The following is a 22,309-nucleotide window of genomic DNA, read 5'->3' as shown; positions in this document are numbered from 1 at the left end:
TGCAGCACCATCGAGGCGCTGCGCACGCCCTCGGCGACGTGGCCGAGGTCGGCGAGGATGGCGTCGAGCCGTTCGCCGGCTGCCAGGCGCAGGCCCACGGTCCGGTTGCGCGACAGATCGCCGGTGGTCGTGAGGACGAGGTCGCCCAGCCCGGAGAGGCCCATGAAGGTGCCCGCGTCGGCGCCGAGCGCGACGCCGAGCCGCGTCATCTCGGCGAGGCCGCGCGTGATCAGGGCGGCGCGTGCGTTCAGGCCGAGGCCGAGCCCGTCGGCGATGCCGGTCGCGATCGCGAGCACGTTCTTCACCGCGCCGCCGACTTCGGCGCCGACCGGGTCGTGCGAGGTGTAGATGCGCAGGGTCGCGCCGTGCAAGGCGGCGACGGCAGCTTCGCGGACGCTGGCCTGCGTGCTCGCCACGACCAGCGCCGTCGGCTGCCCGCGCGCCACCTCGATCGCGAAGCTCGGACCGGTGAGGACGCCCACGCGCAGTTGCGGGCAGGCGTGTCGGGCGACCTCGTGACCGAGCCGGGCGGTGCCGTCCTGGAAGCCCTTGCACAACCAGACCAGGTCGGCGTCGAGGTCCGCCGGCAATCGGCGCAGGATCGCCTCCAGCCCGGCCATCGGCGTGGCGACCACGATCAACCCGCCTTCACCGTGACGCACCGAGGCATCGAAGTCGCTGCTGACCTGCAGCGCCGGCGGCAGGGCCACGCCCGGCAGGTAGCGGACGTTGCTGCGCAGGGTGTCCATCCGCGCCGCCTGCTGCGCGTCGCGCGCCCAGAGGCGCGCGGCGTTGCCGGCCGACGCATGCACGGCGAGGGCGGTGCCCCAGGCACCGGCGCCGAGCACGCTCAGGTTCATGCGGCCCGGTCGAGGCGCCGCCTGCCCCGGCGCCTCAGCTGACGATGATGCTCGGGGCGCCCGAGCCGTTGGCGACCGGCGGCGTCCCTTGCGCCTGCGCCTGGGCCTGCTGCGCCTCGTACATCGCCTGGAAGTTCACCTCCGAGAGCACCACCGGCGGGAAGCCGGCGCGGGTGCAGACGTCGGAGACGATGGCGCGGAGGTAGGGGTAGACGATGCCGGGGCAGGCGATGCCGAGGATCTGCCTCAGCTGCTCGTCCGGGATGTTGCGGATCTCGAAGATGCCGCCCTGCTTGGCCTCGACCAGGAACAGCGTCTTGTCATTGATCTTGGTCGTGACCGTCGCGGTCACGGTGACCTCGTACATCGCCTCGGCGACCAGCTCGGAGCCGATCGCCAGGTTGATCTCCACCTGCGGCTGCCCCTGCTCGAGCAGGACCTGCGGCGAGTTGGGCTGCTCGAGCGACAGGTCCTTGAGGTACATCCGCTGGATCTGGAACAGGGGCGTGTTGTCTGTGTTGTCGGCCATGCGGAACTCTCGAAGGAAGGAGGAGGGGCGCCTGCGGCGAGGCACCGGAGTAGGGTGGAAGGCAGCTCGGCGGAGCGCGAAGGAATTATTGCGTCCCGGCCAGCAGCGGCTCGAGTCCGCCGGCACGGTCGAGGGCGACCAGGTCGTCGCAGCCGCCGACATGCGTCTCGCCGATGAAGATCTGCGGCACGGTGTAGCGCTGGGTGCGCTGGATCATCGCCGCGCGGGCGCCGGGCTCCTCGTCGACGCGGATCTCGTCGATCGACTCGACGCCGCGCTGGCGCAGCAAGGCCTTGGCGCGGTGGCAGAACGGGCAGCTGGAGGTGCTGTACATCTTGACGGCCTGCATCTCGAGCTACGCCGCCTTTTCGATGGGAAGGTTGGCCGCACGCCAGGCGTTCAGGCCACCGGCGAGCACGCTGATGTTGGCGAAACCCAGCTTCTTCAGCTCGATCACGGCCCGCGGCGCGCGCGAACCCGTCGGGCAGACGACGACCAGCGGCAGGGCCTTGTTCTTCGGCAGCTCGCGCGAGGTCGCCAGCGTCGCCAGCGGCACGCTCCGGGCGCCGAGGGCATGCCCGGCGGCGTACTCGGCAGGCTCGCTGATGTCGATCAGCACCGCCTTCTCGCGGTTGATGAGGCGCACCGCGTCGGCCGTGGAGACGCCGCCGCCGGCCCCGGCCCGCAGCAGCGTCGGCCACAGGAGCAGGCCTCCCGAGACGAGGGCGGCGGCAAAGAGGTGCCAGTTGTGGAGAACGAAGTCCAAGGTGATGCGAGCGACCGGCGCCGGAGCAAAACACGAATTATAGAATTCGACCCCTTCCGCTCATCCGGTGCGGGCATCCCCCATGCACAAGCTCGTCCTGCTTCGCCACGGCGAATCGACCTGGAACCTCGAGAACCGCTTCACCGGCTGGACCGACGTCGACCTCACGCCGACCGGCGTCGAGCAGGCCCGCGCCGCCGGGCGCCTGCTGAAAGCCGAGGGCTACGAATTCGACCGCGCCTGGACCTCGGTTCTGAAGCGGGCGATCTGGACCCTGTGGCACGCGCTCGACCAGATGGACCGGACCTGGCTGCCGGTGAGCAACGACTGGCATCTGAACGAGCGCCATTACGGTGCGCTGCAGGGCCTCGACAAGGCCGAGACCGCGCGCAAGTTCGGCAACGAGCAGGTGCTCGCCTGGCGCCGCAGCTACGACGTGCCGCCGCCGGCCCTGCCGGCGGGCGATCCGCGCAGCGAACGCGGCGATCCGCGCTATGCGTCGCTCGACCCGAGCCAGGTCCCGCTCACCGAATGTCTGAAGGACACCGTCGACCGGGTTCTCCCCTTTTGGCACGAGACGCTGGCACCGGCGATCGCGGGCGGCGAGCGCCTCCTGATCTCGGCCCACGGCAACAGCATGCGGGCGCTCGTGAAGTACCTCGATGGCATTTCGGACGCCGACATCGTCGGCCTCAACATCCCGAACGGCATTCCGCTGGTCTACGAGCTCGACCGTTCGCTGCGGCCGCTCCGCAGCTACTACCTCGGCGATGCCGCAGCCGCCGCGAAGGCGGCTGCCGCGGTCGCCGCTCAGGGCCGGGCCGGCTGAGGCCGTTCCAGCGCGGCGGCGATGTCGCCGCGCAGGCGCTCGGCCAGGGCGCGCCGTTCGGCACCCGCGCTCGACACGGGCGGCAGGAAGACGAGGCGGACCACCAGCCGCTCGCCGCAGGCGGTGCGCCAGAGGCTCTGCAGCAAGGTGGTGGCACCGACGAATTCCGCCGCCAGGCTCACGGCGTGGGTGGCATCGGCGTACCGCAGCGCGACCGGCTGCACCGGCGTGCCCGTTGCGATCGCTGCCTGCAGGAGGTTGGCGTGGAAGGGCAGCAGGCAGTGCCCGGTCGACGTCGTCCCCTCGGGGAAGATGGCGACGGTCTGGCCTTGCTGCAGCGCCGACGCCATGGCATGGACGACGCGCAGCGCGTCGCGCTTGCGGTCGCGCTCGAGGTAGAGGGTGCCGGCGGCGTCGACCAGTCGTGACACCAGCGGCCAGGCCTTGACATCGGCCTTCGAGACGAAGCGCGCCGCCGGCTCGGCGGCGTGGATGGCCATGATGTCGAGCCACGACACGTGGTTGGCGGCGAGCAGGCCGCCGCCCGCGGCAGGTGCACCCTCGACCTGCAGGCCGATGCCCATGGCGCGCAGCGTCGCGATGGACCAGCGGCGGATGCGTGCCTGGCGCTCGCGCTCGTCGAGGCGCGGAAAGACGAAGAGGACTACGGCGAGCCCGTACAGGCCGTTCGCCACGGCCCGGGCGAGGCGCAGCGCGGCGCGTGCCCGCATCCGCCGCTAGTCCGCTTCGAAGGCGACGCGGCCGGCGACCAGGGTGCAGCGCACGCGGCCGGGCATCTCCTGGCCCATGAAGGGCGTGTGCCGGCTCCGGCTCTTCAGCAGCGACGGGTCGACCATCCAGTGCTCGTCGGGCGCGAAGACGCAGAGGTCGGCCGGTGCGCCCACGTCGAGGCCGGAGGGCGCCACTTCCCCGACTGGCGACGCGGCCGCCGACAGTCCGGCCAGCAAGGCCGCGGGCCGGCTCGTCACCGTCGCCAGCGTCCGCGCCAGGCCGACCCCGTCGGCCTCGCCCCACTTCAAGGCCGCGCCGAGGAGAAGCTCGAGGCCGGTGGCGCCGGGCTCGGCTTCGGCGAACGGCAGGTGCTTGGCGTCCTCGGCAACCGGTGTGTGGTCGCTTACCAGCGCATCGATGGTGCCGTCGGCCAGGCCGGCGCGGATCGCGTCGCGGTCGCGCTGCTGGCGCAGCGGCGGCACCAGGCGCATGGCCGAGTCGAAGTAACCCAGGTCGACGTCGATCAGGTGCAGCTGGTGGATGCTGGCGTCGCAGGTCACCGGCAGGCGCTCGGCCTTGGCGCGGCGGACCATCTCGACGCCGGCGGCGCTGCTGAGGCGGCACAGGTGCACGCGAGCGCCGGTGTCGCGCACGAGCTCGAAGAGCGTGGCCAGGGCGATGGTCTCGGCGATCACCGGCACGCCGGTGAGGCCCATGCGGGTGGCGAGCGGGCCCTTGGCGGCGACGCCGTTGCCGAGCCAGGCATCGTTCGGCCGCAGCCACACCGAGTAGCCGAAGGTCGACGCGTACTGCAGGGCCCGGTGCAGGACGAGGGTGTCGCGCACCGGCATGTCGGCCTGGCCGAAGCCGATGCAGCCGGCCTCGGTGAGCTCCGCCATCTCCGTCAGGGCCTCGCCGGCGAGGCCGCGCGTCAGGGCGCCGAGCGGATGCAGCCGGGCCAGGTTCAGGTTGCGGGCCCGGAACTTGAGCATCTCGACGAGGCCGGGCTCGTCGAGCACCGGCTCGGTGTCGGGCGGGCAGACCAGGCTGGTGACGCCGCCGGCGACCGCGGCTGCGAGCTCCGATTCGAGCAGGCCCGCGTGCTCGTGGCCCGGCTCGCCCAGGCGGGCGGCGAGGTCGACGAGGCCGGGCACGACGACCGCCCCGCGCGCGTCGATGGTCCGTTCCGGCGTGAACGCCTCGCCGGCGACGATGCGTCCGTCGGCGACGGCGAGCGAGCCGCTCTCGTCGCGGCTGCTGCCGGGGTCGAGCAGGCGGGCGTTGCGGATCAAGATCTTCACACGCGTTCCCTTGGCTGGCTTCTCAAGCGCTGTTGCCGGCGATGATCGACATGACCGCCATGCGCACCGCGATGCCGAACGTGACCTGCGGCAGGATGACGCTCTGGCTCCCGTCGGCGACGACGGAGTCGATCTCGACGCCACGGTTGATCGGCCCGGGGTGCATGACGATCGCGTCGGGCTTGGCCAGAGCCAGCTTCTCGGCGTTGAGGCCGAAGGTCTTGTAGTACTCGCTCGCGCTCGGCAGCATCGCCCCGCTCATGCGCTCGTTCTGCAGGCGCAGGGCGATGATGACGTCGGCGCCGCGGATGCCCTCGTCGAGGTCGTGGCAGACGCGCACGCCCATCTCCTTCAAGTCGCCCGGGACCAGCGTCTTGGGCCCGACGACGCGGATCTCCGGCGCGCCGAGCGTGGTCAGGGCGTGGATGTCGGAGCGGGCGACGCGCGAGTGGACGACGTCGCCGACGATCGCCACCGTCAGCTGGCGGAAGTCCTTCTTGTAGTGGCGGATCGTGTACATGTCGAGCAGCCCCTGCGTCGGGTGCGAGTGCCGGCCGTCGCCGGCGTTGACGACATGCACGTGCGGCGCGCAGTGGCGGGCGATGAGGTAGGGCGCGCCGCTTTCCGAGTGGCGGACGACGAACATGTCGGCATGCATCGCCGACAGGTTGGCGATCGTGTCGAGCAGGCTCTCGCCCTTGGCCGTGCTCGAGCGGGCGATGTCGAGGTTGATGACGTCGGCCGAGAGCCGCTTGGCGGCGATCTCGAAGGTGGTGCGCGTCCGCGTCGAGTTCTCGAAGAACAGGTTGAACACGCTCTTGCCGCGCAGCAGCGGCACCTTCTTGACGTCGCGCTCGTTGACGCTCAGGAACGTCCCGGCGGTGTCGAGGATGTGATGCAGCACCGCCTGCGGCAGGCCCTCGATCGAGAGCAGATGGATGAGCTCGTCGTTGCGGTTCAGCTGCGGGTTGCGACGGGCGGACATGGTGCGGCGTGCCGTGTCAGTGGATCTGGAAGCTGAACCGGCCCGCGTCGTCGCGGGCCAGGCGCAGGCGCTGCGCCGCGCCGAGCTCGACACGGGCCACGGCACAGGCGGCCTCGATCGGCAGCTCGCGGCCGCCGCGATCGACGAGCACGGCCAGGGCCACGCTCGCCGGCCGGCCGAAGTCGTACAGCTCGTTGATCGCCGCCCGGATGGTGCGGCCGGTATAGAGCACGTCGTCGACGAGGACGATGGGCCGGCCGTCGACGACGAACGGCAGCTTGGTCTGGCCGGCGCCGCCGCTCAGGCCGCGCTGCGAGAAGTCGTCGCGGTGCAGGGCGCTCGAGATCACGCCGGGCGCCCCCTCCAGGCCGAGGTCCTTCTGCAGCCGCTCCGCCAGCCACGCGCCGCCGGACCAAATGCCGACGAGCACTGCGCCCGGCCTGAGCAGGGCCCGCACCCCGCCGACGAGCTCGCGGTACAGCGCCTCGGCATCGAGGCGGTGCGGGTCGACCGGCGCGGTGCTCTTCATGGCAAGGTGGCGAGGTGCTGCTCGAGGATGATCGCCGCCGCGGCGGCATCGGCATCGGCGGCGCCAGCGCTGCGCGCGGACGTCGTGCTGTAGCGCTCGTCGACCTCGTGCACCGGCAGGCCGAAGCGCGCCTGCAGCTCGCGCCCGAAGCGGCGCGCCCGCGCCGTGTTGGCGTGCGCCGCACCGTCGGGGTGGAACGGAACCCCGACGATCAGCGCCGACGGCTGCCACGCGTCGACCAGGGCAGCGATGGCGCCGAGGCGGGCTGCGCCCTGCGCGCCGAGCGTCGTCAGCGGCGTCGCAGTCCGCGTCAGCGAATTGCCGGTCGCCACGCCGATGCGGCGGGTTCCGAAATCGAAAGCGAGGAAGGAAAGGACTTGCGGGTGCGCGGCCAGGGTGACGCTCACGCATGCCCCGCGTCGGAGCTGAGCATGCCGGCATCGATGCCGAGCAGCGACAGCGCCTTGTCGTAGCGCTGGTGCACCGGCGTGTCGAAGATGATGCCCGGCTCGGCCTCGACGTTGATCCAGCCATTGCGGCTGAGCTCGTCCTCGAGCTGGCCGGCCGCCCAGCCGCTGTAGCCGAGCGTGACCAGCATCTTCTTCGGCCCGGTGCCGCTGGAGATCGCCTCGAGAACGTCCTTGCTCGTCGTCATCTCGAGGCCGCCCTCGATCTTCAGCGACGAGTTGTAGCCGCTGTCCTCGTCGCTGCCGTCCAGAGCCTCGTGCAGGACGAAGCCGCGCTCGGTCTGCACCGGGCCGCCGAAGTAGACCGGCAGCTCGGCGATGTCCTCGCGGTCGAGCGACAGCTCCACCTTCTCGAACAGGTTCCGCAGGGTGATGTCGATCGGCTTGTTGATGACCAGGCCGAGCGCGCCCTTGTCGGTGTGCTCGCACAGGTAGACGACGGTGCCGGCGAACGTTCCGTCGCCCATGCCCGGCATGGCGATGAGGAACTGGTTGGTGAGATTGATCGAGCCCGACGCCATGGCGCCATTTTATTCCGCATGGCGTTCGCCTGCGGACGCAGGGCCGGGCGCGGTCGGTCGGCGCGGCTTTCGGCACACTGCGCACCATGGAGAAATCTCTCGACGCGGTGCTCGTCTGGTGTCGCCGCGACCTGCGTGCGGCGGACCATGCCGCGCTCCACCACGCCCTGCGCTCGGCGCGCCAGGTCTGGTGCGCCTTCGTGTTCGACCGCGAGATCCTCGACCCCCTGCCGCGCGCCGATCGCCGGGTCGAGTTCATCCACGGCGCCGTCGAAGCCCTGGACGCCGACCTCGGCGCCCTCGGCCAGGCGCACGGCACGCCGGGCGTCCGCCTCCTCGTCCGGCACGGCCCCGCGGCCGAGGAGATCGTCGCCCTGGCCGAGGCGCTGCACGTGCAGGCGGTCTTCGCCAACCACGACGACGACCCGTACGCGCTGGCCCGGGACGCGCGCGTGCGCGGCCTGCTCGCCGACCGCGGCGTCGCCCTGCACACCTCGAAAGACCACGTGATCTTCGAGCGCAGCGAGATCCTGACCGTGAGCGGCAAGCCCTACGGCGTCTTCACGCCCTACATGACCGCCTGGCTGAAGAAGGTCGACGACTTCTACGTCGGCGCCTACCCGATCGATCGGCATGCCGGCGCCCTCGCCGCGCCACCCGAGGACGTCGACGCGACGCGGCCCACCCTGGTCGGGCTCGGCTTCGAGAAGACGAACCTCGCCGAGCTGCACATCCGCCCGGGCACGGCAGCCGCAGAGGACCTGCTCGCCGACTTCGTCGAACGGATCGACCGCTACGACAGCACGCGCGACTTCCCGGCGGTGAAGGGGCCGAGCTATCTCGGCGTGCACCTGCGCTTCGGAACGATCTCGGTGCGCCGGTTGGTTCGCATCGCGCGCGAGCGAATCGCTGCCGCCGGCGCGCACGGCAGCCGCGGCGCGACGGTGTGGCTGTCGGAGCTGATCTGGCGCGACTTCTACCAGCAGGTCCTGCACCACCACCCGCACGTCGTCGGCGCGAGCGGCAACCCGGCGTTCGACCGCGTCCGCTTCGAGCATGGCCGCCACGCCGACGAGGCCTTCGCGGCCTGGTGCGAGGCGCGCACCGGCTATCCGATCGTCGACGCGGCCATGCTGCAGCTGCAGCACACCGGCTGGATGCACAACCGCCTGCGCATGGTCGCGGCGAGCTTCCTGGTCAAGGACCTGGGCGTGGACTGGCGCCGCGGCGAAGCCCATTTCGCACTGCACCTGGTCGACTACGAGCTGGCCTCGAACAACGGCGGCTGGCAATGGGTCGCCTCGACCGGCGGCGATGCCCAGCCGTGGTTCAGGATCTTCAACCCGGTGACGCAGAGCCGCCGCTTCGACCCCGACGGCAAGTTCATCGCCCGCTACCTGCCGCAGGTGGCCGGGCTCGGCGGCGACATCCACGCTCCCTGGGAGGCGAGCCCGATCGAGCTCGAGGCCGCCGGCGTCGAGCTCGGCCGGAACTATCCGGCGCCGATCGTCGACCACGCCGAGGCGCGCGAAAAGACCCTCCAGCGCTATGCCGTGGTCAAGGCCGCGCGAGCCTGAGGCCGCTTGGCGCTGCGCCGATGTTCAGGCGACGGCCGGCGCGACCACGGTGTAGCGGCCGACGAGCGCGAGCAGGTCTTCCTCGGAATAGGGCTTGCCGAGGTAATGGTCGACGCCGAGCTCGGCCGCGTGCTCGCGGTGCTTCTGCGCGATCCGCGACGTGATCATGATCACCGGCAGGCTGCGCCAGCGGGCGTCGGCGCGGATGTTGCGGACCAGGTCGAAGCCGTCCATGCGCGGCATCTCGATGTCCGACAGGACGATGCTCGGCACCTCCTCCGCGAGCCGCTCGAGCGCATCCAGGCCGTCCTTGGCGAGCTTCACGCGGTAGCCCTCGCGCACCAGCATGCGCTGGGTGACGCGGCGCACGGTCAGCGAATCGTCGACGACGAGGACCAGCGGCGCGACCTGCACCGGTGCCGGCTGCGCGCCGGCCGGTGCCAGCGCGGCCCCGCCGCGCATCGCACCCTGCGACACCGTCCGCGCCGATTCGCCGTACAGGGTCGCCAGGGCCACCGGGTTGTAGATCAGGGTCACGGCGCCCGAGGCGAGCAGGGTCATGCCGGCCAGGCCAGGTAGGCGCGACAGCTGCGGGCCGAGGTTCTTGACCACGACTTCCTGGTTGCCGAGCACTTCGTCGACGTGGACGACGATGCGCTGCTGGGCGCTGCGGACGACGACGACGGTGCGCATGCGCGCTGCGTTCTCGCCCGGCATGGCGCCGAGCTGAAGCAAGGCGCCGAGCCAGAAGAAGGGCGCCGCGCTGTCGGCGGCGAGGGCGAACGAGCCGGTCTGGTAGGCAGCGGCGATCTCGTCGGCAGTCGCCCGCCGCACGATCTCGACCAGCGTCGACGGCACGGCCACGGTGCTCTCGCCGCAGCGAAGCATCACCACCTGCGTCACCGCGGTGGTGAGCGGCAGGATCAGCTTGAACGAGGTTCCCTGTCCGGGGGCGGTCGCGGTCTCGATGCGGCCGCCCATGGCGACCACCTCGGAGCGGACCACGTCCATGCCGACGCCACGGCCCGAGACCTCGGTGACGACTTCTGCGGTCGTGAACCCGGGCGTGAAGATCAGGTTGGCCAGCTCGGCGTCGTCGTGCGGGAGCTGCGGGTCGATCAGCTTCTGCGCCTCGGCGCGGGCCCGGATGCGGGCCAGGTCGAGGCCGGCGCCGTCGTCGCGGAACTCGACGCCGACTTCGTTGCCTTCGTGCGAAAGCGCGACGACGATCGAGCCCGTCGCCTCCTTGCCCGCGGCGACGCGCGCAGCCGGTGCCTCGATGCCGTGGGCGACGCAGTTGCGCAGCAGGTGCTCGAAGGCGCCCGTCATCCGGTCGAGGACGCCGCGGTCGACCTCGATCGAGCCGCCGACGATGTCGAGGCGCACCTGCTTGCCGGTTTCCTTCGCAGCCAGGCGGACGACGCGGTAGAGGCGGTCGGACAGGCCCTCGAACTCGATCATTCGCGTGCGCAGCAGGTCGTCCTGCAGGTCGCGGGTCAGGCGCGCCTGCGCCGCCAGCTCGTCCTCGGTCGACTCGAGCGAGCGCTGCAGCGTGCGCTGGACCGTGGCGACGTCGTTCACCGACTCCGCCATCATCCGGGTCAGCTCCTGGAAGCGCGTGAAGCGGTCGAACTCGAGCGGATCGAAGGACTGCGCCGCGGCCTTGGCCGCCTCGAGGCGCGAGGTCATCTGCACTTCGCCCTGCAGCTCGATGTCGCGCAGCTGGCCGCGCAGGCGCTCGAGGTTGTCGGTCAGGTCGGACAGCGATCCCTTGATCTGGGTGACGCCGGACTCGATGCGCGAGCGCGTGATGCTCACCTCGCCGGCCTGGTTGACGAGCCGGTCGAGCAGGGGCGCGCGGACGCGGACCGCCGACTGCATCGTCTGCACCTTCTCGGCCGCCTTGGCGGGGGTGGCTGCCGTCCGGGCGAACCGCGTCCAGTCGATCTCCGCGAGCCGGGCCGGCGACTGGGCGGACGGCGGGACCTCGAGCTGCGACCGGCGCTGGCGCGCCGATCGCGCCTCGGCCCGGCGCTCGGGTTCGGGCTCGGGCGTGCGGTCGCTCGGGGTCTCGGTCCCGCTGAAGCTGTCGTTCGCCGCCGATGCGACCGGGGCCGCGGGCAGGCTGGCGGGTCCGGCCGGCTCATCCTGCATGGCAGACGCCGCTCGGGGCACCGGCGCGGCCTGGACGGAGGGCATCGCCACCGCGGCCACGGCGTCGGCATAGGCCTGGGCATCCCGGCTGCGCAGCGCCTCGAAGGCCTGCGTCATCGAGTCGGAGAGAGTCTGCAGGGTCTCGACGTCGGCAGCGCCCGGGCTCGCCGCATCGGTGGCGGTCAGCCGCTCGATCCGCGTCTCGAGGCGGTGCGCCATCTCGCCCAAGCGCATGGCGCCGGCCAGCCGCGCTCCGCCCTTCAGGGTATGCAGGGTTCGCATGCAGGCCGAGGCGTGGCCGAGGTCGGCGGGCTCGGCCGACCAGTCGCGCAGCTGGGCATCGAGCTTGGGCAGCAGATCCTGCGCTTCTTCCTCGAAGATCGGGAACAGCTCGAGGTCGACGGCGTCGACGGCATCGATCTCGTCGTCGAGGTCGCCGAAGGTCGAGGCCCGGGCCGGCGCCGGACGCAGCGCTTCCTGCGGCGCCGACGCGAGCGGCTTCAGTTCGGACAGGCCCAGCGCCGGGAACGGCGAGAGCGCGCCGAACTGGGACAAGGGGGGCTCGTCGGCCGCGACCTCGGGCGCCGCGCCGCGGGCCGGCTCGCTCTCAGGCGGCTCGGCGACGGCTGGCAACGGCTCGTCGGCAGCCTGGGACACCGGCGGCGCGGCCGCGACTTCCATGTGTTCCGGCGGAGACGAATCGTCCGACGCCGGCACAGGCAGGTTCGCCTCCGCGTCGATGGGCACGGCCGCGTCGGTGCCCTCCAGCGCCTCCGCCTCTTCGTGCACCACCAGCGGCTCGTTGGCCGCACCGGTGCCGACCCTCGGACCGTCGTCGAGCGTGAGCATCGGCTCGAAGGCGATCGCCGCCTGCGCCGGTGCCGCTTCGTCCTGCGCCGCAGCAAGCTCGGAGGCGGCGGTGACCGCCTCCAGGCGCATGGCCGAGCTGACTTCGTGCTCGGCCAGGCGACCCAGCAACTCCGCCGGGGGCTCGCGCAGGAAACCGGCGGCGAACTGATGCAGGAGCCGGCGAACCTCCTCGGTGGCGTCGACGAAGAGGCGCGCCTCGTCGTCGGTGCCCTGGCCGATCACCTGCGTGCGCGCCAACGCATGCTCGAGGGCGCGCGCCAGGTGCGACAGGTCGGCGAAGCCCACCGTGGCGGAGCTTCCGGCCAGCGAATGGGCGAGCGAGATCGCGGCTTCGCCGACAGGCCGATGCAGCTCCATCGCCCACTCGGCGACCTCGGTCATCAACCGGCGCGACAGCTCGTCGGCCTCGTTCAGGTAGATGTTGAAGAGCGGGATGCCGATGCGCAGCGGCCCGACGATCTTGACGTGCTCGTCGGCCGGCACGATCGGCTCGTTCGACGCCGGGGCCTCCGCCTCGAGCTCGAAGTCGACCCCCGAACCGGAGTCCATGGCCGGCTCTGCGGCCCGGGATGCCGAAGGCAGGTCGTGAACGAGGCGGGGCTGCGCCGCACCGGAGTCCATTGCATGGATCAGCGGCGCCGGCTCGGTCGGAACGTCGAGATCGAGGTCGAGGCGGCCCGACGGGTGGTCGTCGAGGAAAGGCGTGTCGAGCAGCGCCGGGTCGGTCGGTGCATGGGCGCCGCCGTCGAAACGGTCGAACATGATGGACACGTCGCCCGCGGGCGGCTCCGGCGCGGTCAGCGCCGTGAGCGTGATCGGCGCGATCGGCGGATCGGCCGCGATCGCCGACAGTGCCGGCGCGTCGAAGCGCGACAGGTCGAGTTCGAAGGAGACGTCCTCGCCCGGTGCATCCGGCTCGGGCGCGAGGCTGCGCAGCTCGAGGTCGTCGCGGCTCGGCATGTCCTCGGGCAGGCCGATCGGCAGGGTGATGTCGGACGTGCCGGCGCTGTCCTGCAGGCGACGGGTCAGGCGGTCGGCCGCGACCTTCACCTCGCCCTCGTCGCGCTGCCCGTCTCGATGCGCGGCGATGTCGTCGACCCAGGACGACAGGTGCGCGAGCGTCCACTGCGTGAATTCGATCAGCGGCGGCTCGGCGGGCCGCTGGTCGGCGAGCTGCGTGTTGAAGACCTGCTCGCCGGACCAGGCGGCCTCTCCGAACGGCATCAGGCCGACCATCCGCGAACTGCCCTTGAGCGTGTGGAACGCGCGCCGGATCGTGGTCAGCAGGTTCAGGTCGCCCGGCGCGGCCTGCAGCTCGGCGCTGGCCGCCTGCGCCGACTCGATGACCTCGCGCGCTTCCTCGAGGAAGATGTCGCGCATCTCGTCGTCGTGCTCGAGCTCGCCGACGAGGGTGATCGACTTGATCGGCGCGAGCGGCACCGGCGCACTGACCGGCGCCAGCCCCATCGGCTCGGTGGCGGTGGCGACGAAGTCGACGAGTGCCTCCGACAGGTCGCCGCGCGCGCTGGCGACGCTGGTCGGGTCTTCGGCTTTGCCGATCGCTTCCTGCGCCTTGAGGACCGCCGCCGCCAGGGCCGGCTGGTCGGCCGCCTGCGCCTCGTGCGACAGGCGTTCGAGATCGCGCTTGACGTCCTGCAGCGGGACGTCCTCGCGCACCGAGCTGAAGGCGAGCATCTGGGCCTGCTCGATCAGGCGCGGCTCCACCGGAGCCGCGGCGACGGGGTCGGCCGAGCCGGTGCGGCCCATCACCGGAGCCAGGGTGCCGCTGGCGGCGTCGTAGGTGAAGAGCGACTTCGCCATCTGCGGCTGCACGCTCAGCATGTCGATCAGGAAGCCGAGCGCCGACAGGTTGCCGGCGAGCCGGTCGAACACGCCGGCCGAGCGGATGCGCTCCGGGTCGACCTCGGTCGAGACCAGCCCGTCTACCTCGTCGCGCATACGCAGCAGGGCCTGCGATGCGTGGTCCATGCCGAGCACCGAGAGGACGCCTCGCATCGCCGCCAGCTGCACCGGCACGTTGACGAGAGCGCCGTGGTCGTCCGGGTCGCGGAAGAACTGGTCGATGGCCTTCTCGGCCTCGGTCAGCGAGGTGCGCAGCTCCTGCACGACGCTGCCCATCGTCTGCCGGTCGGAGACGCGCCGGTAGAGCTCCTCCATCCAGGGCTCGAGCGGCTCGGGCGGCTGGCCGGCGCGGACGCCCGCCAGGCGCACGCCCAGGCGGCGCACTCGATCGGCGTGCTCGGGCTGGTCGAAGTCGTTGTCCTCGAGCGCGGCTTCCAGATAGAGGATGCTGGTCGCGACCTCCATCGCCAGTGCCGGCGGCGGCGCGGCCTGGGCCTGCTGCGTCTGCGCGACGGCGCCCTGCAGCTCGGCGGCGAAGCTCTCGCCGAAAGGAAAGAGCTTGCGCAGCGAGTCGCCGACCAGGGCGAACTGCTCCGACAGGCCGGCCAGGCGATGCATCTCCCCGCCGGCTGTCGCCGACCAGGCCTCCTTGGCAGCGACGACGCGCTTCTTCGCATGCGCGACCACTGCCGGGTCGAAGCGGCCCAGCACGCTCGTCGCGTAGTCGGTGGGCGTCTGCTCCGGCAGCCCGTAGGCCAGGCGCGCCGCCGCCATGCGCGGCAGGCGAACCGTGGCCGGCGCCGGTGCCGCCTGGGCACAGAAGAAGAGGACGTCGCGGGCGAGCCGTTCGGAGACGTCGGAGTCGCCGCGCTGCAGGATCCGGAACTGGGCCAGCAGGCGGGAGGCGACCCGCTTGGTGAAGACGTCGAAGCCGAGCAGGCCGTGGTGCTGCGCCTCGAACATGGCCGCGGCCAGGTTCCAGAACGTGCGGACCTGCGGATGCGCGGTGCCGGCGCCGAGCGCGGCGCAGATCTCGCTCATCTTCGCCGCGGCGGTGAGCGCCTGCGTGCCGCGCATCAGCGAGAGCAGGTGCGACTCGAGCTCGCTGCGGACGATGCCGTCGGCCTGGCGAGGCACGACGTCGGGATCGCTCTCGATGTCGCGCCAGCGCCAGTCGACGGACCACAGGTCGGCCGGGTGAACCCGCTCCGCCTCGACGGCCTCCTGGACCGCGCGGTACTGCGGGAACAGCGACAGCGGCGACACTTGCTTGCCGGCGAGGACGCGGACCAGGAAGTCGAGCAGCGCGAAGGAGGCGCGCTCGATGTCGTTCACCAGTTCCGGCGTCAGCGCCTGCGGCTTGGCGACGCTGCGCTGCACCGCCGTCTCGGCGGCGCGCAAGACGATCGCCGGTCCGGGCAGCCCGACCAGCTCGAGGGCGCCGACGCCCTGGTGGATCTGCGCCCGTGCTGCACGCAGCACGCCGGGGTCGACGGAATCGATGTCCGAGCCGGTGACGACCTCGGCGTCCTTCAGGAAGCGGCGCAGCGATTTGTGCGCAGCATCGAGCGAGCGCCGCAGCTCCTCGTGGACCCAGGCGATCGCGCTCAGGTCATCGCCAGGACGCACGGCAGGCGGTGCGGCGGCGGCGGAATCGTCGATCGTGCTGTCCATCGGGCGGCCTCAGGAAGGGGGAGGGCCGGGCCCTAGGCGATCTTGAACCGGGCGACCGACTGCTTCAGCTCCTCGGCGGTGCGCGACAGCTCGCGCACCATATGGGCGGTCGAGCGCGTGCCTTCGCCGGTCTGCTCCGTCACCGCGAAGATGTGCTGGATGTTGGCCGCGACGACGTTGGCGGACTGCGCTTCCGACAGCGACTGGCGCGAGATCTGCGTGACCAGCTCGGTCAGCATGCGCGTGACGCGGTCGATCTCGCCGAGGGCCGTGCCGGCCGCGTCGGACAGTCGCGTCCCCTCGACCACGCCCTGGGTCGAGCGCTCCATGGCGCCGACCGCGTCCTGGGTGTCGGTCTGGATCGTTTTGACCAGCGCGGCGATCTGCCGCGTCGCGTCGGCCGAGCGCTCGGCCAGCCGTTGCACTTCCTCGGCGACGACCGAGAAGCCCCGGCCCGCCTCGCCGGCCGAGGCCGCCTGGATGGCGGCGTTCAGGGCCAGCACGTTCGTCTGCTCGGTGATGTCCGAGATCAGCTCGGTGATCTCGCCGATCTCCTGCGACGACTCGCCGAGCCGCTTGATCCGCTTCGATGTTTCCTGGATCTGGTCGCGGATCGAGTTCATGCCGCCGATCGTGTTCTGCACCGCCTGGCGTCCGGACTCCGCGGCCTGCAGCGACTGCTGCGCCACCTCGGCCGTTTCCTGCGCCTGCGTCGAGACGTTGTTGATGCGGCCGGCCATCTGCAGCACCGACTCGCCGGTGTCGCGGATCTCGCGCAGCTGCTCCGACGACGTCGCGAGCAGCTCGGTCGAGTTCGCCTCCACCTGCTCGGTCGTGGCCGTCACCCGGCTCACCGTGCCCTGCACCTGCGAGACCAGGTTGCGCAGCTCCTCGACGGTGTAGTTGACCGAATCGGCGATGGCGCCGGTGATGTCTTCGGTCACCGTCGCCTGCTGCGTCAGGTCGCCTTCGGCGACGCCCTGCAGCTCGTTCATCAGGCGCAGGATGGCGGCCTGGTTGGCGTCGTTGACGCGCTTGGCTTCCTTCTCCTGCGCTTCGGCCTCAAGGCGCCGGCTCTGCGCCAGCGTCGCACGCTGCCCCTGCTCGCCGACGTAAAGGCGCAGGAAACCGAAACCGCCGAGGAACACGAGCACCGCGCTCAGGATCAGCAGGACCAGGGTCCAGCCGCTGAAACCCGTGGAGGCGCCGAGCCGCTCCTGCACGCTCTCGAGGTTCTTGCGCAGCGGCTCGCTGTCGGAAACGATCGTGTTCTGCGCCTCGCGCGCGGCGTTCATGCCGGGCAGGTTGGTCAGGATGACGGTGCCGCGGGCCCGCGTCTCCTGGTACATCTTGAGCAGGGCCACCAGGCGCTCGCGGACCTGCGCGTCGCGGATGCCCGGCAGGCCCATCTGCGGATTGCCGTCGATGAGGGCGCGAGTGATCTCGCTGAAGGAGTTGAGGTCCCTCTCGAGCAGGAAGGCGGCCTCCGGGTTGACGCCCTCGGTCGTCATGAACTCGTTCGCCGACTTGCCGATGCGCTGAGTCAGCATGACCACCTGGCTCAGGGCCGACACCTCGATCGGGTTCGGGTCGCGCTGGAGCTTCAGAGACAGGATCGATTCCGAGGCCTCGAGCAGGTCGAACGAGCGGCGATTGATGTCGCGCAGGGCAACCCCGACGTCGGTCAGCGCCTTCTGCTGGGCGAGGACCACGCCGGCGCTCTTCTCGGCACGGTCGACCAGCGGCAGGGTCGCCTCGAGGGACTCCTGGACGGCGGCCGGGGCGGCGGCGACGGTGCCGCCGCCGGTGTGCAGGCTGCGCACGTTGCTGGCGAGGACCTCGGCGCTCTCCTTCACCTCCGGGAACGCCCCGGGCGTACCGGTCAGGGCCTGGGAGACCGACTTGGCGAGGCGCTGCGACTGCATCAGGGCCTGGCCGGCAGCCGTCACCTGCGCCGAACCCCGGCCGGCCGAAACCAGCGACATCACGGTGAGGACGACGAGGCCGAACAAGCCGATGCCGAGCATGCCGAGCAGGATGCGCTGCTGCTCGGCGGCGGGCCGGGAGCCGATCAGCGGCAGGGCGACGCCGAGCGGGGCGGCGCCGGTGTCGGATCCCTGCATGCGGGTCTCGGTGAAGTCGGCCGTCTCGGAAGGCACCGCCTCCGAGATGATGGAGGGAGGCTGCGTCGCTGGCGCGCCGGACTGCAGCGAAGGCGCGTCGAAGGCGGCTGCGGCTTCCGCGTCCCGGAGCGGCAGGTCGGGGGGCGGCAGCGTCGCCGCACCGCCGGCCTGCGCATACGCATTGGCGAAGGCCGCGTCGTGCTCGAGGACATCGTGCCCGGCGTCGGACCTCTGCCCCCATCCCTTGATCTTGTTCACGAAGCTCATATGGACCTCTTGCCTTTGTGTCGCCGCGGCACCCTGCTCATCCGACGATCCGGAGGAACGATTCATCTTTCGCCAGCTCGGCGAGGTTCAGCTCCTGCCACACTCGCTCGGAACCGTCGCGATAGCGCGCGCCGGCAAAACCAGGTCGGGCCACGTCGTCCTCACCGCCGCGCGTGAGTTCCTCCTCGCTGCGCAGGCCCGCCAGGCGGTCGACGAGGAGCACGCAGTTGAGGTCGAAGGCCTGGTTGAAACCGACGAGCCGGGCCTGGTCGCGCGACGGCTCGTGCGACTTCACGCCGAGGAAGCTGGCCAGGTCGACGACGCCGTGCAGATGGCCCCGGAGGTTGGCGACGCCCAGGAACCAGGGGTGGCTGTGCGGAACAGGCACGAGCGGCGCGAGGGCGAAGATCTCGCCGGCATCGCGCAGGGGGAAAAGGAACCCCCGCGAGCTGCACTCGACCGCCAGCCATGACCGCGCAACCGGCTCGGTGCGCGCCGCCTGTAGCCGGTGGGGGAGCCGCGTCTGCTGTTGGCGATGGGCCTGGTTGTTTGCCATGGCCCCCGCCGGGCCCCCCCACGGGCGCCACCGACCCCAAGGGGGGCAGCGAACGGAGTGAGGCGCGCTCGGGCACCCCCGGCCGGCCGCCGGGCCGCCCCAAGGCCGGCCGCGCCCCCTCGGGGGGCAGCGAACGGAGTGAGCGTGGGGGCACCATTCAGTCGAAGGCGCGGATCTTCGCCAGCAGCTCGGTCGGGTCGACCGGCTTGACGATGTAGTCGCGCGCGCCCTGGCGCATGCCCCAGACCTTGTCGGTCTCCTGGTCCTTGCTCGTGCACATGATCACCGGCACGTTGGCGAAACGAGGGTCGCGGGTGATGGCGCGGGTCAGCTGGAAGCCGTTCTGGCCGGGCATGACGACGTCCATCAGGATGAGGTCGGGCTTTTCCTCGCCGAGGCGCTTCATGGCCTCCTCGCCGTTCTCGGCGGTGCGCACGGCGAAGCCGCCCTTGCCGAGGAGGTCGGACATGTGGTGCAGCTCGGTCTTCGAATCGTCGACGAGCAGGATCTTCTGGATCGGCATGGATGGGCTTTCTCAGGTGCTCTCGCGCAGGCCCGCTGCGCGCTCAGGCGGCGCGGCGATGCTGCTGCACTGCCTGCAGGAGCTGGTCCTTCGTGAAGGGCTTGGTCAGGTAGTCCTCGGAGCCGACCATGCGGCCCCGGGCCTTGTCGAACAGGCCGTCCTTGGACGACAGCATGATGATCGGCACGCCGGCGAACTTGACGTTGCGCTTGATGATCGCGCAGGTCTGGTAGCCGTCGAGTCGCGGCATGAGGATGTCGCAGAAGATCAGGTCCGGGTCGTGGTCGTTGACCTTGGAGAGCGCGTCGAAGCCGTATTCGGCGAGGAGCACCTCGTAGCCGCCCTGCTTCAGAAAGATCTCGGCGCTGCGCCGGATCGTGTTGCTGTCGTCGATGACGAGCACCTTGAGTCCCGCTGGGTCGGCTTCGGCCGCGTTCGTACCTGGGTTTCTCCTCAACGACCTCGTTGCCGAACCGCTTCCGAGCGGGCGTCAGATCTGCACCATCTCGAAGTCTTCCTTGCGTGCGCCGCACTCGGGACAGGTCCAGTTCATGGGAACCTCGGCCCACGGCGTGCCGGGGGCCAGACCATGTTCCGCATCGCCTGCCGCTTCGTCGTAGATCCACCCGCAGATCAGGCACATCCAGGTCTTGGGGTCGCTCACGTCTCGCTCGGTCCGGGCCAATGCCTTCACTACAATGCGAACAGATTGTAGGCACGGCCTCTCGTGAAATCGCAAGGCTGTGTAGGTACATACGCAACATTCTTCACGTTCGGCTAGAGGTCTGCCGGGACCTTTTGCGAGCGGCACTCCACGCGGCTTTCGGGGGCTCCATGACTGCCACTTCGCCGGCCACCGAGGCCGACACCACCGCTCTCGAAGAGCAACCCGCACCGGCCTGCGTGATGAGCTTCAACGTCAGCGATCCGAGCGGTGCGGGCGGTATCGCTGCCGACGTGTCGACCATCGCCGCCATGGGAGCGCATGCACTGCCGGTCGTGACGAGCATCGTCATGCGCGACACCGCCGAGATCTTCGACCATCACGGCCTCGACGCCGAGGTCATCGTCGAGCAGGCGCGCAGCGTCCTCGAGGACGTGACCATCGCCGCCTGGAAGGTCGGCTACCTGGGCTCGACCGAAGGCGTGAGCGCCGTCGCCGAGATCCTCAGCGACTACCCCGACGTGCCGCTGGTCGCCTACCTGCCGAACCTGTCCTGGGTCGAGGAGGACAACCAGCAGGCCTACCTGGAGGCGTTCCGCGACCTGGTGCTCCCGCAGACCGAGGTCCTCGTCGGCAGCCACCAGACACTCACCGACTTCCTTCTCCCCGACTGGGACGGCGAGCGGCCGCCGTCGTCGCGCGAGATCGCCGTCGCCGCGAGCAAGCACGGCACGCGCTTCGTCCTCGTGACCAGCGTGCCGCTGCCGGACCAGTTCCTCGACAACGTGCTCGCGTCGGCGCAGGGGCCGATCACCGGCGAGAAGTTCGAGCGCTTCGACACCACCTTCGTCGGTGCCGGCGAGACCCTCTCCGCCGCCCTCGCCGCCCTGCTCGCCACCGGCGTCGAGCTGCACGCCGCCGTCGGCGAGGCGCTGTCCTTCCTCGACCAGGCGCTCGACGCAGGCTTTCGCCCCGGCATGGGCAACGTCATCCCCGACCGCTTCTTCTGGGCCCTGCCGGCCGAGGACGAGGAAAGCGGCAGCGAAGGCGACGACGCCGGGGCGAGCAGCGCGGAGGGCGACGCCGGGACGGCTCCGAAGAATCCGCGCCATGTCCACTGACCGCGAGCGGGCGGGCCGCAACGCCGAGCTCTTCGCGCGGGCGCTGAAGGTCATCCCCGGCGGCGTCAACTCGCCGGTGCGTGCCTTTCGCGCCGTCGGCGGGACGCCCCGCTTCATCGTCAGCGGCGACGGTTCCGGCATCGTCGACGCCGAGGGCCGGCGCTACATCGACTACGTCGGCTCCTGGGGGCCGATGATCCTCGGCCACCGCCATCCGGCCGTGCAGGCGGCCGTGCACGAGGCCGTCGACGGCGGCCTGTCGTTCGGCGCGCCGACCGAGCGCGAGACGCTGCTGGTCGAGGAGATCCTGCGCCACGTGCCGAGCATGGAGCAGCTGCGCCTGGTCAGCTCCGGCACCGAGGCGGCGATGAGCGCCCTGCGCCTGGCGCGCGGCGCCACCGGTCGCAACCTGATCGTCAAGTTCGAGGGCTGCTACCACGGCCATGCCGACGCCCTGCTCGTCAAGGCCGGCTCGGGCCTGGCCACCTTCGGCCACCCGACCAGCGCCGGCGTGCCCGCGGCCGTCGTCCAGCACACCCTGGTGCTGCACTACAACGATGTCGCCCAGCTCGAGGAAGCCTTCGCCCTGCACGGCCCCGACATCGCCTGCGTGATGATCGAGCCGATCGCCGGCAACATGAATTTCGTTCGCGCCAGCGTGCCCTTCATGCAGCGCCTGCGCGAGCTCACCCGTGCGCACGGTGCCCTGCTCGTGTTCGACGAGGTGATGACCGGCTTTCGCGTCGCCCTCGGCGGGGCGCAAGCAATGTACGCGGCGGCGATCCCGGGCTTCGCGCCCGACCTCAGCGTCTTCGGCAAGGTCATCGGCGGCGGCATGCCGCTGGCGGCCTTCGGCGGCCCGCGCGCCCTGATGGAGCAGCTTGCGCCGCTCGGCCCCGTCTACCAGGCCGGCACGCTGTCGGGCAATCCGGTGGCGACGGCATGCGGCCTGGCGACGCTGCGCGAGATCGCGAAGCCCGGCTTCTTCGACGCCCTGGCCGCACGCACGCGCGGCCTCGTCGTCGGCCTCCTCGAGGCGGCGCAAGGCGCCGGGGTGTCGATGACGGCCGACTGCGAAGGCGGCATGTTCGGCTTCTTCTTCGCCGAGGAACTGCCGCAGGACTACGCCGAGGTGATGGCGACCGACCGCGAGCGCTTCAACCGCTTCTTCCACGCCATGCTCGATCGCGGCGTGTACTTGGCGCCGGCCCTGTACGAAGCCGGCTTCGTCAGCGCCGCGCACTCGCACGCCGACGTCGCCGCCACCGTGAAGGCGGCAGCCGAGAGCCTGCGCGCCGGAGCCGGCGGCCGCGCCGGCCGGCGGAGGACGCAGGCCCGAGAACCAGACGGCGCCCGAAAGCGACGAAGCCCGCCCCCCCGCCAGGACCCAAGGGCCCC

General features: G+C 71.2%; 20 protein-coding genes. 4 read left to right on the top strand and 16 right to left on the bottom strand.

Going from position 1 to position 22,309, the window contains the following annotated elements:
• From AC30N0_RS13435 to AC30N0_RS13420, 4 genes are all read right to left on the bottom strand, one after another.
• The coding region (locus AC30N0_RS13435) for an NAD(P)H-dependent glycerol-3-phosphate dehydrogenase (protein WP_489518414.1) at positions 1 to 860 on the bottom strand (860 nt) is incomplete at its 3' end.
• Positions 861 to 894: 34 nt separating this feature from the next.
• Positions 895 to 1,389, bottom strand: coding sequence for a protein-export chaperone SecB (gene secB, locus AC30N0_RS13430; protein WP_489518413.1), 495 nt, complete (start codon positions 1,387 to 1,389; stop codon positions 895 to 897).
• Positions 1,390 to 1,474: 85 nt separating this feature from the next.
• Positions 1,475 to 1,738 (bottom strand): glutaredoxin 3, encoded by a 264-nt coding sequence (gene grxC / locus AC30N0_RS13425; RefSeq protein ID WP_489518412.1) that lies wholly within the window; start codon positions 1,736 to 1,738, stop codon positions 1,475 to 1,477.
• A gap of 6 nt (positions 1,739 to 1,744) precedes the next feature.
• On the bottom strand, positions 1,745 to 2,155 hold the full coding sequence (locus AC30N0_RS13420; protein ID WP_489518411.1) for a rhodanese-like domain-containing protein: 411 nt from the start codon (positions 2,153 to 2,155) through the stop codon (positions 1,745 to 1,747).
• A gap of 82 nt (positions 2,156 to 2,237) precedes the next feature.
• Between AC30N0_RS13420 and gpmA the strand changes: the two genes are divergently transcribed.
• A complete protein-coding gene (gene gpmA, locus AC30N0_RS13415) occupies positions 2,238 to 2,984 on the top strand; it encodes a 2,3-diphosphoglycerate-dependent phosphoglycerate mutase (RefSeq protein ID WP_489518410.1) in 747 nt (248 codons plus the stop codon).
• Here the strand turns inward: gpmA and AC30N0_RS13410 are convergent.
• From AC30N0_RS13410 to AC30N0_RS13385, 6 genes are read right to left on the bottom strand one after another with little or no spacing between them, the layout of a single operon-like run.
• A complete protein-coding gene (locus AC30N0_RS13410; protein WP_489518409.1) occupies positions 2,966 to 3,715 on the bottom strand; it encodes a lysophospholipid acyltransferase family protein in 750 nt (249 codons plus the stop codon). The two genes, gpmA and AC30N0_RS13410, sit on opposite strands and share 19 nt — an antisense overlap.
• Positions 3,716 to 3,721: 6 nt before the next feature.
• Complete coding sequence (locus AC30N0_RS13405; RefSeq protein ID WP_489518408.1) at positions 3,722 to 5,017, bottom strand: dihydroorotase; 1,296 nt, start codon at positions 5,015 to 5,017, stop codon at positions 3,722 to 3,724.
• A 22-nt stretch (positions 5,018 to 5,039) separates the two neighbouring features.
• The gene (locus tag AC30N0_RS13400; RefSeq protein WP_489518407.1) at positions 5,040 to 6,002 is read right to left on the bottom strand and encodes an aspartate carbamoyltransferase catalytic subunit; all 963 of its coding nucleotides are present in this window, start codon (positions 6,000 to 6,002) and stop codon (positions 5,040 to 5,042) included.
• Between the two features lie 16 nt (positions 6,003 to 6,018).
• Positions 6,019 to 6,531, bottom strand: a complete 513-nt coding sequence (gene pyrR / locus AC30N0_RS13395; RefSeq protein ID WP_489518406.1) for a bifunctional pyr operon transcriptional regulator/uracil phosphoribosyltransferase PyrR — start codon at positions 6,529 to 6,531, stop codon at positions 6,019 to 6,021.
• Positions 6,528 to 6,938, bottom strand: coding sequence for a Holliday junction resolvase RuvX (gene ruvX / locus AC30N0_RS13390; RefSeq protein WP_489518405.1), 411 nt, complete (start codon positions 6,936 to 6,938; stop codon positions 6,528 to 6,530). Before ruvX ends, pyrR begins: the two co-directional genes overlap by 4 nt.
• Positions 6,935 to 7,519 carry a YqgE/AlgH family protein gene (locus tag AC30N0_RS13385; RefSeq protein WP_489518404.1) on the bottom strand — a complete coding sequence of 195 codons (585 nt, stop codon included), beginning with the start codon at positions 7,517 to 7,519 and terminating at the stop codon, positions 6,935 to 6,937. The genes ruvX and AC30N0_RS13385 overlap by 4 nt, the downstream gene beginning before the upstream one ends.
• Positions 7,520 to 7,605: 86 nt before the next feature.
• Between AC30N0_RS13385 and AC30N0_RS13380 the strand changes: the two genes are divergently transcribed.
• Positions 7,606 to 9,096 (top strand): cryptochrome/photolyase family protein, encoded by a 1,491-nt coding sequence (locus tag AC30N0_RS13380; RefSeq protein WP_489518403.1) that lies wholly within the window; start codon positions 7,606 to 7,608, stop codon positions 9,094 to 9,096.
• Positions 9,097 to 9,120: 24 nt separating this feature from the next.
• Here AC30N0_RS13380 and AC30N0_RS13375 read toward each other — a convergent pair whose 3' ends face one another.
• The 6 genes from AC30N0_RS13375 to AC30N0_RS13350 all read right to left on the bottom strand — a co-directional run bounded on the left by AC30N0_RS13375 (position 9,121) and on the right by AC30N0_RS13350 (position 19,790).
• A complete protein-coding gene (locus AC30N0_RS13375) occupies positions 9,121 to 15,657 on the bottom strand; it encodes a hybrid sensor histidine kinase/response regulator (protein WP_489518402.1) in 6,537 nt (2,178 codons plus the stop codon).
• Positions 15,658 to 15,689: 32 nt separating this feature from the next.
• Positions 15,690 to 18,047, bottom strand: a complete 2,358-nt coding sequence (locus tag AC30N0_RS13370; protein ID WP_489518401.1) for a methyl-accepting chemotaxis protein — start codon at positions 18,045 to 18,047, stop codon at positions 15,690 to 15,692.
• 37 nt (positions 18,048 to 18,084) lie between these two features.
• On the bottom strand, positions 18,085 to 18,603 hold the full coding sequence (locus AC30N0_RS13365; protein ID WP_489518400.1) for a chemotaxis protein CheW: 519 nt from the start codon (positions 18,601 to 18,603) through the stop codon (positions 18,085 to 18,087).
• Between the two features lie 157 nt (positions 18,604 to 18,760).
• A complete protein-coding gene (locus tag AC30N0_RS13360) occupies positions 18,761 to 19,126 on the bottom strand; it encodes a response regulator (protein WP_329690709.1) in 366 nt (121 codons plus the stop codon).
• A 43-nt stretch (positions 19,127 to 19,169) separates the two neighbouring features.
• Positions 19,170 to 19,583, bottom strand: a complete 414-nt coding sequence (locus AC30N0_RS13355; RefSeq protein ID WP_489518399.1) for a response regulator — start codon at positions 19,581 to 19,583, stop codon at positions 19,170 to 19,172.
• Between the two features lie 33 nt (positions 19,584 to 19,616).
• Positions 19,617 to 19,790: a rubredoxin gene (locus tag AC30N0_RS13350; RefSeq protein ID WP_489518398.1), complete on the bottom strand. Its 174-nt coding sequence runs from the start codon at positions 19,788 to 19,790 to the stop codon at positions 19,617 to 19,619.
• Between the two features lie 170 nt (positions 19,791 to 19,960).
• Between AC30N0_RS13350 and thiD the strand changes: the two genes are divergently transcribed.
• Together thiD and hemL are read left to right on the top strand one after the other, a co-directional pair.
• On the top strand, positions 19,961 to 20,911 hold the full coding sequence (gene thiD, locus AC30N0_RS13345; protein WP_489518397.1) for a bifunctional hydroxymethylpyrimidine kinase/phosphomethylpyrimidine kinase: 951 nt from the start codon (positions 19,961 to 19,963) through the stop codon (positions 20,909 to 20,911).
• Positions 20,901 to 22,309 (top strand): glutamate-1-semialdehyde 2,1-aminomutase (gene hemL / locus AC30N0_RS13340; RefSeq protein ID WP_489518396.1); only part of this gene is annotated, 1,409 nt, incomplete at its 3' end. The genes thiD and hemL, both read left to right, overlap by 11 nt.

Origin of the sequence: Rhizobacter sp. (assembly GCF_031412495.1) — a bacterium.
In the GTDB taxonomy this organism is placed as follows: domain Bacteria; phylum Pseudomonadota; class Gammaproteobacteria; order Burkholderiales; family Burkholderiaceae_C; genus Schlegelella_A.
The sequence above is the reverse complement of the archived record's forward strand: the minus strand, read 5'-3'. Positions and strand labels throughout refer to the sequence as shown.